Raw genomic sequence first — 18,001 nt, forward strand, 5'->3', positions numbered from 1 at the left:
GCGCGGAAGGCTGGGGCGGGGGCACCGCGCACCACTCAACGGGGGAGTGCAGATCATGACGGTCAAACGGGAGACCACGACGACGGTCACCGCACCGCGGAAGGACGGCGACACGCCCATCGTGGTCGTGGACGACGTACGCCACAGCTTCGGCAGCGGACCACGGGCCGTCCACGCCCTGCGCGGCGTGTCCTTCGACATCCGCCGCGGCGAACTCGTCGCCCTCAGGGGCCGGTCGGGCTCGGGCAAGACCACCCTGCTGAACCTCGTCGGCGGCCTCGACAGTCCGACCGGCGGCCGGATCACCCTCGACGGCACCGACCTGGCCGCCCTCGACGAGCCGGGCCTGCTCGCACTGCGCCGCGACCGCATCGGCTTCGTCTTCCAGTCCTTCGGCCTGATCCCCGTCCTCACCGCCGTCGAGAACGTCGGCGTACCGATGCGACTGCGGCGCATCCCCGCCAAGGAGCGCGAGGAACGCGCCCGGACCCTGCTCGCCCTGGTAGGCCTCGCGGATCACGCCGAGCAACGCCCCGGCGAACTCTCCGGCGGCCAGCAGCAGCGCGTCGCGGTGGCCCGTGCCCTGGCGAACGACCCCGACCTGATCATCGCGGACGAACCCACGGGTCAACTCGATCTGGAAACCGGTCGCTCGATCATGGAACTATTGCGCGCGGTGGTCCGCAGCAAGGCCGTCACCATCCTCGTCGCCACCCACGACCCCAACCTGATCGAACTCGCCGACCGCGTAGTGGAACTGCGCGACGGCCGCATCATCACTCCCGGGGACGCGTAGGAAGTCCGGGCGGGGGTGCGCACCCGAACTTGCCCCGCACCTCGGGTGATCGGTCGGCGATGACCCGGTGGTGCCCGGCCACGACGCGCATGGTGCAGACAACGACTCCGTGCCGGGTGCTGACTGCGGTCGATCCCAGGACAACCTCCCAGCGAGGGCGCGCAGATCATCCCCTGCGCCGTATTGTCACTGCGCCGCCGGCTCGCTTCAAAGCCGCGTCGGCCTTGGCTGCGATTTCGGCGCTGACCGCCTTCAGAATCGGCCTGGGTGTGTTGTCGACAAGGTCCTTGGCTTCCTTCATGCCGAGCGAGGTCAGCTGGCGTACGACCTTGAGGACCCAGATCGGTTTGTTGCCGGCAGAGTCGAGGATGACGTCGTAGAACTCTTCATCGTCCCTGCAACCGCCTTGTGTCGGCGGGTTGGTGTTCTCCCCTCGGCGGGTGGATGTCGCTGACAGCCCCCCAAGTGCCGCGATCGCGGCACTTGCATCAGGGCGGTGTTCGGGCTTCTTCGTCAGCAGTTGTTCGATCAGCGCGGTCAGCGGGCCCGCGTTCCGCAATGGCGGATGTGGTTCAAAGGCTACCGCCGCCATGATCGCCGCCGCCGACATACGACGAAACGGTGAGGTTCCCTCGACCGTCTCGAACAATGTCGCTCCAAGGGAGAAGAGGTCTCCCGCCGGGTTGTCCGCGCCCGGGACAGGGCCGAAGCGCTCGGGGGCCATGTACTCGAGGGTGCCGACAACCATGCCGGTGGAGGTGAGCGAGGTGTCGTCGCGGTGTTTGGCGATACCGAAATCAGTCAGCAGCACCTGCCCGTTGGCGGCCAGCATGATGTTGGCCGGTTTGACGTCCCGGTGCACGATGCCAAGCCGGTGCGCGGCCCTGAGAGCCGTCAGTACACCGAGGGCGATCTCAGAGGCCCGTTCCGGTTCCAGGCGAGTGCGTCGCTTGAGTTCCTGCGCCAGGGACACACCATCAATGAGGCGCATCACCACCCACGGCAGGCCGTCCTCAGTGACCACGTCATACACGGCCACCACGTTCGGCTCGTCGCGTAACGCGGCGGCATTGCGCGCCTCGCGCTTCGCCCTCGCGATGAGCTCCGCCCGCTCTGCGGCGGAGGTGTGCGGGTCGATCTTGATGCGCTTGATCGCAACCAAGGCACTCAAGCGCTCGTCGTACGCCCGCCATACCTCGCCGAACCCTCCCGCGGCTATGACGTCGAGCAACCGATAGTGACCACCGATCAACCGCTCCGCCACGAGAGCCCTCCGTCATCAGGTTCGACATTGCCAGGAGCGTACTTCGCGGACCCGGGACGGGGCGTGCGTATCGGATGATCAGCTATGGCGCGAGCCAGGTCGAGCTTCCCTGAGGTGGCCGGCGTTCCCCGCCGCTACCGACGGCTCCGGGAGACCCCCGACCGCCCCGCGGTCGCGGGCGTCCGCGGGGCGGGGGCGGAGGTCCGTACTCCGCAACAACGGGATCCCGGCCCGGTGACGAACCGCGTCCGGCCGTCGCCCCGGCTGCATTGCGGCGGCTACGGTGCGGCGACGGCGGAATCCGGGAGAGGGAGAAGACCATGAGAGCGGTTCGGAGGCAGGTGGCCGTGGCCGCCCTGGCGGTGTGCGGCGTACTGGCGCTCACCGCCTGTCAGAACGGCGACGACCTGGCCGCGCCGGACGCGAAGCCCACCGCGGCCGCCTCGGCCCCGCCCACCGCCGGCGCCACGGTCGCCGTGCCGGCCCCTTCGAAGACCGGCGCGGCGCCCAAGCCCTCGGCAACGGCCACCCCGGCGGCGAAGAATCCACCCGCACCAGCCCCGCCCCCCGCGCCGACCTGCGGCGCCGACCACAGGATGCCGATCTCGCCCGACACGATCGCCGTGCACCGCTACACGCCCGAGGGCGGTATGACCACTCTCATCGTCCAACACGGCACGTACGGTTGCCCCGGGCGCTTCGAACCGTCGGGCGCGTGGACGTACATCCCGATCGCGGAGACGGCCAAGATCACCGCGACGGCGCCGATCCTCGGGCCCTCCACGGTGACGGGCAAGCCGATCTCCACCAGCGAGCTGACCGGGTGGCTGGACACCCACCCGGACAAGGGCCTGCCCTTCCGCTACCACCTGAACGCGGCGGGGGTCATCGACACCCTCGACGAGATCTACGTCAAGTAGCACGCCGAGCGCCTCCCGGGCTGCTACCAGATGGAGTCGACCCTCTTTGAGTGGTCGATGAACGCGTTGCGGCTGTGCTGGTATATGTCGCATACGACCTGGTTGCGGCGCTGGCATGGGTGTCCTGGTTGCGGGGCCGGCAGACGCTCGCCGGAGGAGATGTGCGCGGCTTACCGGCGCCGGGCCGCGGGAAGGCCGGCGCTCCGAACCTGCGAAGGCTGGTAGTGCTTTGTCGCTTAGGTTGAACTCGCGATGTCGGTGGTCAGCCCGGTGGCGGCCAGGCAGCCGTCGATGAGCTGAGGTCGGTACTGGATCTCCCGTAAGCCGCGCCTGACCGTCCGCACGAGGTGGCCCTGGTCCGCGAAGGCGACGTTGGCCAGGAATCCGCTTCGCAAAGGGATCAGATGCCCTCGACCGGGTTGAGGTCGGGCGCGTATGGGGGGGGCAGCCAGTCCTGGGCCGCGATGGACTCCTTCAGCTGCGAATAGTCGGACGTGATTCAGCTGGTCAGCGGCTTTGAGACGACGCACGGCGTCACTCTCCCCACCGAGGCGCTCGGCGACTTCGTGACCGCCGAGCAGATCATCGAGGCAGTCGAGAAGAGGGCAGGCGATGAAGTAGAGGCTCGTGCGGTGGGGCGATCTTCTAGAGCGGGGGAGTAGGGGGCTGAGAGCCTGGTTCGCTCTCGACGGGTACGAGGAAGACATCGTCGACGTAGCACCACGCCCAAGGGCTCTCCACCGCGGCCGCGACCGCGTGGCAGGTGTCCTGTGCGTGCTTCCACGCATGGGCTCCCGGAGAGCTGTCGCAGCAGCCGTTGTGCCCGCAGGCCAAGCAGACCCGCAGGTGAACCCAATCGCCCCGTCCTGCGGCCTGGCATTCCTCGCAGCCCGTGATTCGCAGTGGAGCCCGCGCCGGTTCCCCGGCGTGCGGGCACGGGCGCGGTTCCGAGCGCCCGTGGTCGGGCGCCGTGCGCCAGCCGGCGCTCGGCAGGCGCAGAACGTCACGGTCGACTCCTGGATCTTGCGGCTGATCTGGGGCCCGCTCCGAACGATTCCGTTCCGAACGGTTCGAGTCGACGGTGTTCTCACGGGTGGGCTTCATTACGGGCCTCGTATCACGTCGTGTGTCTCTATGCCGTATTCCGTCGTGGCGCTACGTACGGATGCGGGCCGGTCCGGCTGCCGGGCGGCGAGCAGGGGGCCCGCCGGACCGTGTGCGAACGGCCCTCGGCACCCCGGAGCTGCGCGGCCTGGAGCGCGGCGGTGTCATTGACGTCCACGCATACGACTCCGCCTGGAAGCGTTCCGGCCGGATGCGCCGCCCGCCCTCAGCATTCACGGATACACGAGCACGCGCAGGTCGGGGCTCATCCCGCACCCTGTGGGTAGCGGTTCACTCCAGCCCTTCGAGCGCGGTGTCGGGGCCGCGGTGTGACTGAGCCCTCCAGCTGTCCATTGAGCTTCGGGATTGTCCTGTTGAGCGCCGCAGGCGCCAGCAAGGTGAGGCCCGTACGTGCTTTGCCGGGGTGTTCGCCGTCCTTCCCTTCGTCCGAGAGCGGGCGTTGTCGGTGGGCGCTGACAGGGTGTGGGCATGACGAATGACGAGAGTGCCCGCATGACGCGGATCCTGAGCGGATTGCCGGCGGGCGCCCAAGCCCTGCTGTTGGGTACGGATTGGGAGTCTCTCCAGCACGCCTACGGCTCCGGCGAGGACATACCCCTCTCGCTGTGCTCCCTCGTGGACGAAGATCCAGAGGTCCGGTCCGAGGCGTTGGCCGCGCTGGACATGGCTGTGCTGCACCAGGGCTCCCTGTACACCGTCACCGCGCCCGCAGTCCTGTTCGTCGCCGCGATCCTCGACCATCGCGTGGCCCTCGCCGAGCACGAGGGGCACTTCCCGTGGGATGACGGCCCGTCGCGCACCTTGCGGGCCGCCCTGCTCGTCTGGCTGGGACAAGTTGCCGAGTCGGCCGCCTACGGGGAGGACCTCGTACGCGAGCGAACCGACTGGCAGTGGGAGCCCTGGCATGACCGGGCAAGGCACGAGCACGACCCGGACGAGCTCGCCGCACTGCACGCGTGCCGGGAGATACGCCCCGCCTTGTACGACGCCGTCGAACCGTTCCTGTCCTCTCCCGACGCTCACGTCCGAGAGGCCGCGCTCGGCGCCGCGGTGCCGCTCCTCACCGCCCCAGAGCTCGCCGACCGGGTGCCGCAGGCCGCCACGTTGCTGCGGGCGCGTCTGGGTACGGGGTCGGGGCGACGGGAGCGAGCGAGTGTGGCGCGGGCGCTCGGAGTGTGGGGGATGGACACCTCCGACCTGCTCACCGATTCCGACCCGGCTGTGCGGGTCTGCGCCGCGCTCGGGCCCGCCCAAGTAGATCGGCCACGCGCTCTCGCCGTCCTCCTCCACGCCCTTCGGGACCCGCAGACGACGGACGGATGGTTCCCCGAACCGCTGCCCGGGCTCGACGGGTGGTTCCGGTTCACCGTGCTGCGCTCCGCGCTCGCCCTGGCAGAAACCTTCGAAGAGGTGGCATCGGTGGCGGTCGCTATCGTGGCAGCCAGAGGCACGTCGGTCGTCGACTTCGAGCGCGGGCCCATCCTGTTCAGAGCTTTTGCCGGTGGGTACGACCCGGCCCACCCGCTCTCCAGCGCCCAACGCGACTTGCTGCGGGCATTCGTGGACACCGACGATGCGACGGGCGGTATCGGCAGGAACACGTTGTGGTTCCGTGCGGCCGGGCTGCCCGACAATCGAGAGGGCATCGCCGCGTTGCTGTGACCTTGCCCGCCACCACACTGTCAGCCCTGGCGCTCCCCAGCCGAGGGTGAGTCGGGAGGTGCTCCGGATGCCGGCAGCCGGCCACTGGGGGGCGGTAGGGGAAGGCATGATCGAGTCTCTGGGGATTCGATGGTGGGGGTGTGGTGTGGGGGACTGGCTCTGTCGAGGGCGTTGAGGACCTCGGTGGGGTCCTCGTGATGCCGGTCGGCCGCGCGCACGGTGTAGCGGGTCAGGCTGGTGACGACGGCGGCTTCGGCGCCTTTGCCGCACACCCCGATCCCACCCCGCGCACCGGTACCTCGTCCGCATCTCACCCCCACACCGTGGAGGCAACCGGACCGGTGGCTGCGGCAGGGGAGCCGGAGCACCGGCGTCGGCGAAGGTACTCACCATCACGGCCGCGAGGGCACCGGTGGCCGGGGCGGGCACGGCGGGCGGTGGGGCGCGGGCCTCGTCAGCCGGCCGCCTCGCGCTCCGCCATGGCCTGGAACTCGCCGAGGTCGTAGTTGGCCAGGACCGAGTCGAGGTTGGTGAGGGCGCCCAGATGCTCGACGAAACCCTTAGGGTCGTACTCGATCTGGAGGGCCACCCGGCTCTCCGTTGCGCTCAGCCGGTGGAAGGTCACCACGCCCGCGTGGTGCACCCCCTCCGAGGTGCGCCAGGCGATGCGCTCCTCGGGAATCACTTCCGTGAGCTCCGCCACGAACTGCTTGTCGGCCCCGGGCAGGGAGACCTGCCAGACGAACGTGTCGGCGTCGATGCGCTTGACGTGCCGCACGTGGCTGAGGAAGGAGGGCCAGCGCTCCACGTCCTGCCACAGGGCCCAGCTCACGGAGACGGGCGCCTTGATGTCGACGGCTTCGAGCAATGAGGACGTCATGGGGTTCTCCATATTCTCCGAGCGGGCCATTGGTCCTCCACCGGCTACCCACGCGAACGGATTTCACCGCACGCGGGCGCACCAGAGGGCCGGTGGGCGGGGCTGGCGAACCTCACACGGGCAACGCCGCATGTTCTCCGCTTGACGGGGCACAAGGGTCTGTTGCGTCCCACCCTGCCCTTGAACACCCTCCCGAACGGACCGTCCCCCATGCCCCTTTGACTCACCGCGCCACGTCTATTTCAGGACTCCACGGTCGCGGCTCCCGAGCGAAATGCACACTAAGCACGCATCGCAGAGCGCGGAATCGGCCCCGCCGGTTGCCGCGGCCCGTTACTACTTCTGAGTCACACCCACGATCATGTAACCTCCGGAACCGCTCGATCCGTTTTCGACGATCCCCCCAGCAGGAGAACCCATGCCCACCCCTGCCACCACCCAGAAAGCCAGACGATCGTGTCCGGGTCGCACACCGACGGGAGGAGCGCGGGTCTCTTGAGATTCCGGATAGGACGCCCGACGAACCCGCCCACTCACCCGCACCCGCAGGGTCCCGCCCCCCACGCGGACACCACCCCCGCAGCGCCCGGCGAGCCGCCCGCGACCGAGCCGCCCGCGGCCGAGCCGCCCTTGTCGGCCCACGAGATAGCGCTGATACGGGCTTCCGTCACCGTGGTCGAGCCGCTCGCAGCGGACATGACGGTCTATTTCTACGCGATCCTCTTCGCCCGATATCCCGAAGTCCGGCCGATGTTCCCCCCGGGGATGGACGCCCAGCGCGGTCGGCTGCTGCGCGCGCTGCTGCACATCGTGGATCTGGTCGACGACCCGGAGAGCCTGGTCCGCTTCTGCGGCCACCTCGGCCGCGACCACCGCAAGTTCGGCACCCTCCGCGCGCACTACCCCGCCGTGGGCGAGTGTCTCCTCGCCTCGCTGGCCCGCTACGCCGGTCCGGCCTGGACCGCGGACACCGCCGCGGCCTGGGGCAAGGCATACGGCGTGGTCGCCGACGTCATGATCGGCGCCGCCGAGCAGGACGAGGCGCAGCGGCCCGCCGTCTGGCCCGCCAAGGTGGTGCACAAGGTCCTGCGCGGACACGGCATCGCCGAAATCACCCTGCGGCCCCACATGCCGTACATGTTCGCGGCCGGGCAGTACGTCAGTCTCGAGACACCGTGGTGGCCCAAGCAGTGGCGCTACTACTCCGCCGCCAACGCACCCCGCCCGGACGGCACCCTCACCCTGCACGTCCGCGCGGTGGGCGGCGGTTCGGTCAGCGACGCGCTCGTACACCGCTCCACCGTGGGCGACCTACTCCAACTCGGACCACCCATGGGCGACATGGTGCTCGACGCCGCCGTCCACAGGGACCTGCTCTGCGTGGCGGGCGGGACCGGTCTCGCACCGATCCGCGCGATCGTCGAGGAAGTGGCCCGCCGTGGCGGGGGGCACAATGTCGACCTGTTCCTCGGCGCGCGGACCGGCGCCGAACTGTACGGGGTCGACGACATGCTCCGTATGGCGCAGCAGCACCACTGGCTGTCCATCAGGGGCGCCGTCTCCCACGAGTACATCCCCGGCATCCGGGGATCGCTGCCCGAGGTCCTGGCCGAGTACGGGCCGTGGTACCAGCACGACGTCTACTTGAGCGGACCGGCCCCGATGGTGGTCTCCGCCAGCCAGACGCTGACGCAGCACGGCACCCTGCCCGACCGAATCCACCACGACCCGTTCGAGACCCCCGTCCTGTCCGCTCATTGAGACCTGTCCGCTCCCTGAGCCACAGGCGCGCCGATCCTGCCAGGAGAACGCCCTCGTGACCTTTCCCCCACCGCCGTTCGGATCAGCGGGTGAACACCGGCTGCAGCAGCACATGGGAAGCGCCGACCGCGCCGCCCGGTTCTACGACCAGCAGGTCCGCCCCTGCCTCACGCCCGAGATGCGGGAGTTCATCGGCCGCCAGAGCATGGTCTTCCTGGCGACGGCCGACTCCGGGGGAGCATGCGATTCGAGCTTCCGGGCCGGCCCGCCCGGATTCGTGCACGTACTGGACGAACACACCCTCGCCTACCCCGAGTTCCGCGGCAACGGGGTGCTCGCCAGCGCCGGGAACATGACCGAGAACCCGCATCTCGGCATGCTCTTCGTCGACTTCACGCACCATCGCGTCGGCTTGCACGTCAACGGTGTTGCCCGCCTCTACCACGACGAGGACCTCCGCTCCACGCAGCCCGGCCTGCCGCGCGACACCGCGCCGGGCCGGAGCCCGGAGATGTGGGTGCACCTCACCGTCGAAGAGGCCTACATCCACTGCTCCAAGTACATACCCCACTTGGTGCCGGGCCCCCGCGCCGGCCACCCGTCCGACCGGCCGAAGGACGCGGACTACTTCACCCGCTCCCGAACGGCACCCGGGACCCGGTGATGCACGGCAGATGAGACGCGGGCGCCCGGGCGGCGGGTCGGGGGGCTCCTCCCGGGCCGGCTCCCTTGGACCGTGCCCGACCCGCGCCGCCCGGCACCGCTCGCCCTGCAGGCCGGGGTCCAGGGCCAGGCCGCCGGCGGCCTGCTCTTGGCGGCGCAGGCGGGCAGGCCTTGCCGCCGAGTTCCGGAAACCGGGTCGGATACGTGCCGTCCGCGTTGCCCGGCTTCACCGCTCCCCGCGATGCTCCTCAAGATGTCGCGGCTGGGGGCTGCCCGCCCGGGTCCAGTCGGCGAACCACCAGGCAGCGGTGACCACGGCAGCCCAGAGCAGCCCTTGCAGCACGGCATTTGGCCACTCCGCCGATTCAGCCCACCGCTCGGCTCCCGTCAGGACCACCCAGGCCACCACGAAAACCACGGCCGTACGTACACGTCGATGCTTGAACATGCGCACAACCTGCCCCGGACGCCGATGACCAACAGAGATCAGAGCGGCATTCTCGGAGCAGGCCGCGGTGAAGAATCCAACGATGCCCCTGTCGGCCGCATAGAGCCGCGGATCCCGGTCAGGTGCGCGGGTGAGCGACCGACTACGTGAACGGAGGCATGACGATGGACTGGCGTCACCAAGCGGCTTGCCGCGAGGAAGACCCGGACCTGTTCTTCCCCATCGGGAACAGCGGCCCAGCCCTGCTCCAAATCGAGGAGGCCAAGGCGGTGTGCCGCCGCTGCCCGGTCTTGGAGCGCTGCTTGGAGTGGGCACTCGAAGGGGGCATGGACATGGGCGTGTGCGGAGGCCTCACCGAGGAGGAACGACGCGCCGTCAAGCGCCGCGTGGCCCGGGAGGCGCGGGCTCGCCTCCACTCCTGACCCGCCTGCCCACCTCCCGGCCCACCAGGACCCACCAGCCGCCGGAGGCGTAGGCCGCGAACACCCCGATCCGGTCGTCCCGGCCGCCACGGCCGGCAGATCCGACTCGCGCCAGACGTGGGCACAGGCCTTGTTGCCCGGCGCCGGGCGGGCGCTCGCGACGACGAGTCGGCTGTCCGCGTCGATGACGACCTGCACGCTCGCGGCCGAGAACCGGCAGTTGCGCGAAGAGGTGCCCGGCGTTCACATGACCTGCCGGACCGAACGCAGCGCAGGAGAGCCCCGCGGGACGGTTGTCCGGCGGGGCTCTCCCGGTGTTCAGGCCGTACGGGTTACCAGGGCGGCAACGGCAGTCCCGCCGCGCGCCTCGGTTCCAGGAAGTCCTCCCGGAAGACCTCCAGGGAGGCCCTGAGCAGTGGGATGTCCACCTCCGCACCGAGATGGGTCAGCTTGGCCGACTCCTCGTCCATGCGGAACTCCAGGAGGAGCCCACCGCGTCCGGCGTCGGTCATCTCCACCACTTCCATGGCGTCGAAGTCCTCGCTGCCGAGCACGGTGAGGGCGGCGTACTCTCGTCCCCCCACGGTGAAAACCCTCATAGCCATCCCTCGAATTGCAGTCCGCCGCCGCGCAGACTCCATCGCGCGCCGCGGCCGGTGGATTTCTCGATGATGTCGAGTACGTGTCCACCGTAGAAGGCAGAGGACTGCTCGATGGTCCTGGTGGCAGTGGAACTGCCGAGGATTTCGTCCAGCAGCACCTCGGCCCCGTCGTTGAGTGCCCGCTTGTCCGTGAGGCGGTTCGCGCCGTTGAGGAACGGCAGGTACTTCTTGACGTGGTCGGCGGTGCGCTTGACCGGGTCGGTGTGCTTCTGCAGGGCCCGGCCCGCCTCGGTCATGTGGAAGTCGCGCTGGAACGGCTTGCCGTTCTTCGGCGGGATCTCCTTCAGCGCGCTCGCCCGCAGGTCGTCGTCCGTGGCGTTCTTGAGAGCGCCGCAGTTGTGGACCAGGACGGAGGCCGCGCCCGCCCGCACGTAGTAGGTGTGCGTGTCGGTGACCGTCAGGTTGTGGACGCGCTGTGCCTGAGTCCACGCCGTCACGGAAGTGACCTGCACCCACGTCCCCGAGGACGTCTGGAGCCAGTGGCCGGCCTTCAGGTCGCCCGCGTTGACCCACCGGCGCAGTTCGGGCACCCAGAACGGGTGGCCGTCGGTGGCGGTGATGACCTCGGAGGCCGTTCCCCTGTCTCCGTCGGTGTCGACGGTGATGCGGACGAGGTGCTTCTCGCCCTCGCCGACGATCCGTGCGGAGACGGGTTCGGCGGTGGTGGTGCCGGTCTCGGGGTCGGTGGCGCGGACCTGCTCGCCGATCTCCACGTCCTCGATGGGCTTGGCCGAGCCGTCGGCCATCACGACTTCGGTGCCGGGCGTGAAGCTGTTGCGGACCTTGCAGCTGCCTCCGCCCCCGTCGCCGCCGTCGTTCTTGGCGGCCTTCTTCGGCTCGGCGGACTTGGAGGACTTGCCGTGCCGGTCGGCCTTCTTGGCGCGGGCCGCCGCTTCCTTGGCCTGCCGGGCCGCGGTGGCCTTGGCTTCCTCGGCCTTGCGGGCCGCCGCCGCGGCCCGTTCCTGTGCGGCTCTTCGCGCCGCTGCCGCCTCCTCCTCGAGTTTTCTGGCCCGTTCGGCCGCTTCCTCGATCTGGCGTTTCCATTCGGCCAGGTCTTCGGCGTACTTGGCCATGGCCTGCTGGTAGCGCTCGACGCGCGCAAGGATGTCCCGCGCGAGTTTCAGCTTGCCCATCCAGCTGTTGAAGGCGTCCCAGGCCCGGTCCAGGGCCTTCAGGATGCGCTTGGCCTTGCCCGCGAAGGGCAGCGCCGCCTCGAAGGCGAGGCCGGCGCAGGCACCCCAGTCGCCGCCGAGGCAGGACTTGATGTCGTTGTAGCCGGAGGCGTCCTTGAGGATGCCGACGGCCACGTCCAGCGCCACGTCCAGGGCGCTTCGGCCGTTCGCCCAGTTCGCCCAGGCCGCCTCGGCGTCGGTGAAGTCCTTGATCGGCATCACCGGCGGCGCGATGGCCTGGCCGGCGGGGTCGGAGAACGTCACCGGCGAGTTGTTGGCGTAGGCGTACGGGTTCTGCTGCGCGGCCTCGTTGTAGTCGACGATCGGGTCGACGGACAGGAACCGCCCGGTGGCCGGGTCGTACTCCCGGGCCCCCAGGTGGACCAGACCGGTCGACTCGTCCGTCTCACCGCCGACGAAGGACTTCTTCCCCGGCCACACCGCCGGCGCGGTGCCCCGCGCGTCACCGAAGGGGGTGAACTTGCGGCGCGTGACGGCCTGGGTGGCCGCGTCGACGGCCGTGGTGGCGGTGCCGTTGTTGTCGGCGAGGAGGTAGGAGGTGGTGATCGCGCCGTCCTTGGCGGTCCTCACCATCGTCGGACCGGCCGTGTGCGCGTAGTAGCGCGTGGCCTCGACCGCGCCGTTCGGCTTCAGCCTGACCTCGGTGCCGGGCAGGTACAGCGTCGTACCGGCCGGGTCGCGCTTGATCAGGCGGTTGCCGTTGGCGTCGTAGAGGAACTCGGTGGTCTTCGTGCCCTCGGTCACCTTGGCGAGGTGGCCCTCGACGTCCCATTCCATCTGCTGGGTGTTGCCCTGGACGGTACGGGTCTTGGTGTTGCCGACCTCGTCGTAGGCGAACGTGTCGCTGCGGACGCCGCCGGGGCCGGAGGTGTCGACTCGCTGGAGCCGGTTGGCGCCGGGCTTGCCGGGTGTGCCGTATCCGTAGGAGCGGACGACGTCCTTGGTGAGGTCACCGGTGGTGGAGTGCTGGACCTCCTTGGTGCGGTTGCCGGCCGTGTCGAAGGCATACGAGGTCCAGTACGGGGCCGGGCCGCCGACCTTCGGCGCGGAGCCGGGACCGGTGGCGTTCGGCTTGGCCGCGCAGTCGTCGCTCGCCGTCCACGCCTCGCTCATGCGGCGCATGTAGTCGTAGGCGAAGCACTGCGTGTCCGTCGTACCCGTGGCGGCCGCGCCCTCCTGGTCCTTGACCTTGAGGATGTTGCCGACTGCGTCGTACTCGTAGGAGGTGTCGTTGATCCGGCCGGGGGCCTTCTCCCGGTCGTTGACGGTGCGGGTCAGCCGGCGGGTCTGCTCGTCGTAGAAATTGGTGGTGAACAGCTGCGAGCCGGCGGCGCCGGTCTCGGTACGCAGCACGTCACCCATCGGCGAGTAGTCGACCTTGCCCACGAACGTCTTGCCCGCCACCCCCATGACGGTGGGCAGTTCGAAGTGGTTGTAGTTCATGGTCACGCGCTCGGCGGGGAGGCCGCCGACCGCGGGCTGTTGCGTCCAGGCCGTGAGGCCCGTGTTGGGCCGGTAGCCGGTGGAGAAGGAGTACGTGCCGGCGAGCGCGCCCTCCGACTTCGGGATGGTCACCGAGGACCCCGTGGGCCGGTAGCCCTGGTCGTAGCCGGTGACCGCGTGGGTGTAGGCGTTGCCGCCCACGTAGCGTGTCGAGGAGACCGGGAGGCCGACGGCGCCCGGCAGGGTGTCGTAGGCGATCTCACTGAGCTTGGCACCGGAGAGCGAGCCCTCGTGGGTCTCGGTGACTCTGCCCAGGGCGTCGTAGGCGAACGCCACGGTCTTGCCCCGCTGGTCCGTCACCGACTCCAGGCGGTCGCCCTTGCCGAAGACCTTGGAGGTGGTGCCCTTCTCCGGGTCGGAGACCTTCGTCTGGCGGCCCCGGATGTCGTACGCGAAGGACCAGGTGTCGCCGGCCGCGTTGACGACCGATTCGAGTTGGCCGCGCCGGTCGTAGCCGTAGCGGGTCGCGTCGTAGGCGCCGGTCGGTGAGTCCGAGCGGAAGGAGCGCAGCTCGGTCTTGCGGCCCTGGCCGTCGAGGAAGGCCTGGGTCGGGGTCTCGCCGGTGGGCGGGTCGACGGTGATGCTGTCGCCGTCGTACGCGGTGGTCGTGCGTGAGGTCTCCTCGCCGAACTTGCGGGAGATCTGCGCGGTGGGCCGGCCGCTGCCGTCGTACTGGGTGACGGTGGAGGACGGCACCTCGTTGTCCTTCGGGGCCCACTGTTCGCCGGAGGCGGTGCCGCCGGTGTAGTAGGCGCCGTTGGACTTCCACACCTGGCCGAGGCTGTTGTAGAAGGTGTCGGCTATCAGCCGGCCGCCGCCGAGTGCTTCCAGCTGGGTCTGGCGGATGCGCAGGCTGCTGTCGTAGATCTCGTAGCTGCTGCGGTAGCTGCCGTCGTCGACGAGGGACTTGGTCGTGATGACGACGGGCGCGTCCGGACGGACGTCGTAGGTGAACTCGGCGTCCGGGGACTTGGTGTCGGGGTCTCGGTCCGGTGACCACGCCGTGACCAGGCGGCCGAGGGCGTCGTACCGCATGACGCTGCGCCGGCCGTTGGCGTCCTCCTTGGCGAGGATCGACCCGCGGCCGAGGTCGGTCTCCGTGGTGTCGGTGTGGCCGAGCGGGTTGGTGGTGACGACCTTGGTGACGATCTGCCCGGCGGCCGGGGCGTAGTCGATCTTGGTGACCTTGCCGAACACGTCGGTCGTGGTCTTGGGGCGGCCGTAGGCGTCGAAGGTCAGCGAACCGTCCGTGGTGTACTGCGGCCGGCCGTCCGCGTAGCCGGACAGCGACTCGGATCGGACCACGTTGCCGACGGCGTCGTAGGACAGGCGGGCGTCGGATACGACGTCCTCGGGACGCTGCACGTCCTTGGCGTCACAGGCCTTGCCGACCGTCTCGATCCGCTTCTCCCGGCCGATGATCCACAGGGTTTCGTCGGACTCGTACTCGTAGCGGGTGCAGCTGTCGTCCTTCGGGTCGGAGACGTCCCCGAGGTCGGACACGGTCTGCGGGATGCCCCGCTCGTCGAGCGTGGTCTCCTGCGAGGTGCGCCGCCAGCCCCGGTTGCCCGAGAGCAGGGTGCGCGAGGAGACGTTGGTGGTGCCGCGGACGAAGGACTGGAGCGGTTCGATGCCCTCGCGCAGACGGGTGGCCGTCGGTCCGTGGAACCACGGCGTGTACGTGGTGGCCGCCTCCAGGGCGCCGCCCTCGCCGTTGTAGGCCAGCACCTCGCGGGTCTGGCCGGCGAAGAGCCGGTGGTCGGCGATCTCGTTGCCCTCGGAGTCCTTGACCTTCACCGAACGCCTGCCGCCCGAGGGGGCGGCCCGGTCACCGTCGAGGCCGCGGAAGAACAGCGTCTCGGTCAGGGACCGCTTGTCCGGTGCGGCGCCGATCAGCGTTCGCACGCGTTCGTAGCCGCGCCACTGCGACCATGTGCGCGTGTTCGGGCGCATGGTCTCGGTCTCGTCGTCGTACGCCCACGCCGGCGCGCCCAGGTACTGGTACTCGGTCACGCGCGCGGGGGAGTTGCCGTTGCGGTCCTCCTCCTGGACCTGGTCGACGATGTGCTTGTGGAACCAGTCGGTGACGTAGAGCTTCTTCTCGCGCTTGGGGTCGTTCGGGTCCGGTATCTCGTTGATGACCGGGTAGCAGCGCAGGGTGTTCGATTCGTGGGATGCCGGCATCACGCGCGGCTCGGCGGCCCGGCATTCCGGGGCGCGGTAGTGCACGTTGACCGTGGAACCGGTCTCGGTGTCGATGGCCTCGATGCGGTAGCGCAGGTACGGCGGCTTGCCGTCGCCCATGCCGTCGACTCGGTTGGGCAGCTGCTTGCCGCGGAAGGTGACCGGCGGGAGGCTGACCTCCTTGCCGTTCTTGCCGGTGTGCTGGACGGCGGTGAGCCACAGCGGGTAGTCGGTGCCGTCACCGGTCTGCGGGAAGTCCTGTGTCAGCTTCCAGGTGTCGACGGGCTGGTGCGCCGTGCCGTTCCAGACCTCGGTGGTGATCTCCGTCAGCCGCTTGCGGGTGAAGAATGTCGGTGTGAAGCGGGCCTTGCACTCCTCCTTGGCCGCGCACAGCTGGTCGCCGGGGGTGTCGGGCCACATCTTGGCGATGTTCCAGTCGACCTCGGGCTTCAGCTTGTCCTGCGCGCAGTCGAAGTCCTTGGTCTTCAGGCAGCGCTCGGCGACGGTGAAATCGACCTGGGCGGGCGCCGGGGCGAAGAGGTTGTCCTTGCGCAGGCCGTAGGAGATGTGGTCGAGCCAGCCCGCGCGGTCGTAGGCGCGGTTGGTCGAACCGCCCGCGATCTTGTAGTTCGACCCGTAGTGGTTGACCTCCTTGTTGTACCAGTAGGTCATCGCGTTGCCGCGGGGGTCGACGACGTAGTCCAGGTTCCAGCGGTAGGCCTGGTCGCAGACCGAGTTCGCGAAGTCACCGGCCTTGAAGCAGTCCTCGCCCGGGTGGTTGCCGTAGACCGGCACGAGCAGCGCGGAGTTGGTGACGGGCTTGCCCGTGCTCCAACCGGGCACCTTGTTCAGGCCGAAGTGGAACTGGACGCCCTGCGGGGTTGTGACCCGCCAGTGCTCGCCCTTCTTGTCGCCGTTGTCGGCGCCGGAGAGCAGCTCCACGCGCGAGCCGTCGTCCTCGGAGGGCCGCCAGACTCCGGTCTTGTCGTCCCGGACGAGCTGCGTGGAGCCGCCGTTGAGGGACATGGTGACGGTGGAGACGGCGTGGCAGAGGTCGCCGGTGTCGTCCTTGGGGTTGTTGAACCCGGAGCCCTCCTTCTTGTCCTGGCTGCACGGCAGGAACGAGCGCTCGATGAAGTTCGAGCCCAGGTCCCAGCCGTCGCCGACCCAGGAGGTCTGCTGCGAGGAGGCGGAGGTGCGGCCGTCGATCTGCGCACTGGAGTAGCCGAGCGCAAGCGACGGGCTGGGGCCGCCGAGGGAGGCGGGGATCTCCAGAGGGTAGGACCAGGAGAAGTCACCGGCGGAGCCGCCGGCCTGCCAGGTGCCGGTCGGGCTGAGGGAGGTGGCCTTGAAGGTGCCGTTCGCTCCGTCGGCGCTGGGCGCGGCTGCGAGCACCATCGGTGCGGCGCCGGCGGCCGAGGCCAGCATCATCGGCCGGCCGGACGACGGGGCCTGCGACCTCGGCTTGGCGAAGGCCCCGACGGCCGGGGCCGACTCCCCGCGGGCCGGGGCGTCGACGGTCGCCGTGAGCGTGCCCGTCTGCGCGTCGTTCCGGGTGGTGACGGGCGTGCCGTTACGGCATTCCGGGCGTTCCGGGGTGGTCAGCGCGCAGGCGGGCAGGGCCGTGAAGCGCAGGCGCGAGCCCCAGCTGCCGCCGTAGGCGTTCTTGAAGGCGTTGTAGTCGAGCTCGACCGACACCGGGGCGGCGTCCCCGGTACGGGCATCGGTGCGTTGCACGGTGAGGAGCAGGCCGTTCGGTACGCCGGCCCGGTCGGCCTGGGTGCGGTCGTGCAGGTCGACCCGGACCTTGACGTCGTCCTGGGCCGGGGCAGGGGCACCGGGCGCGGGGGCGGCGAAGGACTGCGGGCCCTTGGGCGCGCTGCGCGTCTGCGGGGTCGCCGCGGCCGCGGCGGCGAGCCGTACCGGCAGCGTCCCGGCCCGCACCTTGGCCGTGGCCGGAGCTTCGGGGCCGCCCGCCGCGGGAGCGGCGAGCATCCCGGCGCGGGGGGCTTCGGGGGTGGTGGCCGCAGGGACCCGGACCTCGGCGGAGCCGGCCGCGGGCCAGGCGACCGCGGGGGCGCCGGTCCACTTGTTCCGCTGGGATTCCGCGGGGCCGGAGGCGGGTTTGCCGGTGACCGGCTTGCCCCCGACCTTGGTCAGTTTCTGCAGTTCCGGCTTGGTCCCGGTGGCGGCCGTCGCGGGCGGTGCACTGAGTCCTGTGACGACCAGGCTGACGGCCAGGGCTGGTATCAACCAGCCGAGCGAGCGTCTGCGCCGCCCGCCCCTACCGTACGAATTGTGATTTGGCAAAGTGGATTCCGTGAAAAGTCACGCGTGGAAGTAATCTACACGCTGTTTCGACAACGACCCAAAAAGTAACAGCGAGGAGTGCGTCACACTTTATTGCGGCCGTTACCGCAGGTTTTCCAAGGTTCTTGAGGAAACCAAGAACGGGCAAAGGCGGACAGTAAGTCCCTGGAATGGGAATCTCCTCTTCCGCTTTATTTCTGGTGCGCCC

General features: G+C 69.6%; 13 protein-coding genes and 2 pseudogenes. 6 read left to right on the top strand and 9 right to left on the bottom strand.

What is annotated here, in order from left to right; translation table 11 throughout:
- Nucleotides 1–55: 55 nt before the first annotated feature.
- A complete protein-coding gene (locus ACS04_RS34745) occupies nt 56–796 on the top strand; it encodes an ABC transporter ATP-binding protein (protein WP_048480850.1) in 741 nt (246 codons plus the stop codon).
- A 166-nt stretch (nt 797–962) separates the two neighbouring features.
- Here ACS04_RS34745 and ACS04_RS34750 read toward each other — a convergent pair whose 3' ends face one another.
- Nucleotides 963–2,060, bottom strand: a complete 1,098-nt coding sequence (locus ACS04_RS34750; RefSeq protein ID WP_053081120.1) for a ribosomal protein L7/L12 — start codon at nt 2,058–2,060, stop codon at nt 963–965.
- Between the two features lie 320 nt (nt 2,061–2,380).
- Between ACS04_RS34750 and ACS04_RS37965 the strand changes: the two genes are divergently transcribed.
- Nucleotides 2,381–2,980 carry a hypothetical protein gene (locus ACS04_RS37965; RefSeq protein WP_048480851.1) on the top strand — a complete coding sequence of 200 codons (600 nt, stop codon included), beginning with the start codon at nt 2,381–2,383 and terminating at the stop codon, nt 2,978–2,980.
- A 236-nt stretch (nt 2,981–3,216) separates the two neighbouring features.
- On the opposite strand, the pseudogene ACS04_RS34760 reads toward ACS04_RS37965, so the two are convergent.
- Nucleotides 3,217–3,458 (bottom strand): annotated as a pseudogene (locus ACS04_RS34760) (IS630 family transposase); the annotation flags it as partial.
- A 167-nt stretch (nt 3,459–3,625) separates the two neighbouring features.
- Complete coding sequence (locus ACS04_RS40355) at nt 3,626–4,084, bottom strand: UBP-type zinc finger domain-containing protein (RefSeq protein WP_078865658.1); 459 nt, start codon at nt 4,082–4,084, stop codon at nt 3,626–3,628.
- Nucleotides 4,085–4,573: 489 nt separating this feature from the next.
- On the opposite strand from ACS04_RS40355, the gene ACS04_RS34765 reads away from it, so the two are divergent.
- Nucleotides 4,574–5,767, top strand: coding sequence for a HEAT repeat domain-containing protein (locus tag ACS04_RS34765; RefSeq protein WP_245236702.1), 1,194 nt, complete (start codon nt 4,574–4,576; stop codon nt 5,765–5,767).
- A gap of 20 nt (nt 5,768–5,787) precedes the next feature.
- Here the strand turns inward: ACS04_RS34765 and ACS04_RS39925 are convergent, their stop codons facing one another.
- Nucleotides 5,788–6,135, bottom strand: a complete 348-nt coding sequence (locus ACS04_RS39925; protein ID WP_107438789.1) for a SpoIIE family protein phosphatase — start codon at nt 6,133–6,135, stop codon at nt 5,788–5,790.
- Between the two features lie 86 nt (nt 6,136–6,221).
- A complete protein-coding gene (locus tag ACS04_RS34770) occupies nt 6,222–6,647 on the bottom strand; it encodes an SRPBCC family protein (RefSeq protein ID WP_048480936.1) in 426 nt (141 codons plus the stop codon).
- 495 nt (nt 6,648–7,142) lie between these two features.
- Here ACS04_RS34770 and ACS04_RS34775 point away from each other — a divergent pair, with 495 nt between their 5' ends.
- On the top strand, nt 7,143–8,408 hold the full coding sequence (locus ACS04_RS34775; protein ID WP_078865659.1) for a globin domain-containing protein: 1,266 nt from the start codon (nt 7,143–7,145) through the stop codon (nt 8,406–8,408).
- A 112-nt stretch (nt 8,409–8,520) separates the two neighbouring features.
- A complete protein-coding gene (locus ACS04_RS34780) occupies nt 8,521–9,072 on the top strand; it encodes a pyridoxamine 5'-phosphate oxidase family protein (RefSeq protein WP_048480853.1) in 552 nt (183 codons plus the stop codon).
- Between the two features lie 225 nt (nt 9,073–9,297).
- Here ACS04_RS34780 and ACS04_RS38530 read toward each other — a convergent pair whose 3' ends face one another.
- Nucleotides 9,298–9,519: a hypothetical protein gene (locus ACS04_RS38530; protein ID WP_158977822.1), complete on the bottom strand. Its 222-nt coding sequence runs from the start codon at nt 9,517–9,519 to the stop codon at nt 9,298–9,300.
- Between the two features lie 164 nt (nt 9,520–9,683).
- On the opposite strand from ACS04_RS38530, the gene ACS04_RS34785 reads away from it, so the two are divergent.
- On the top strand, nt 9,684–9,941 hold the full coding sequence (locus ACS04_RS34785) for a WhiB family transcriptional regulator (protein WP_048480938.1): 258 nt from the start codon (nt 9,684–9,686) through the stop codon (nt 9,939–9,941).
- 72 nt (nt 9,942–10,013) lie between these two features.
- Here the strand turns inward: ACS04_RS34785 and ACS04_RS39930 are convergent.
- The 3 genes and pseudogenes from ACS04_RS39930 to ACS04_RS34795 all read right to left on the bottom strand — a co-directional run.
- Nucleotides 10,014–10,178: pseudogene (locus ACS04_RS39930) on the bottom strand (IS5/IS1182 family transposase); the annotation flags it as partial.
- A gap of 95 nt (nt 10,179–10,273) precedes the next feature.
- Complete coding sequence (locus ACS04_RS34790; protein WP_158977825.1) at nt 10,274–10,525, bottom strand: hypothetical protein; 252 nt, start codon at nt 10,523–10,525, stop codon at nt 10,274–10,276.
- 11 nt (nt 10,526–10,536) lie between these two features.
- Nucleotides 10,537–17,736: a polymorphic toxin-type HINT domain-containing protein gene (locus tag ACS04_RS34795; protein WP_053081123.1), complete on the bottom strand. Its 7,200-nt coding sequence runs from the start codon at nt 17,734–17,736 to the stop codon at nt 10,537–10,539.
- Nucleotides 17,737–18,001: the final 265 nt, after the last annotated feature.

This window comes from Streptomyces roseus (genome assembly GCF_001044425.1).
Taxonomy (GTDB): Bacteria; Actinomycetota; Actinomycetes; order Streptomycetales; family Streptomycetaceae; genus Streptomyces; species Streptomyces roseus.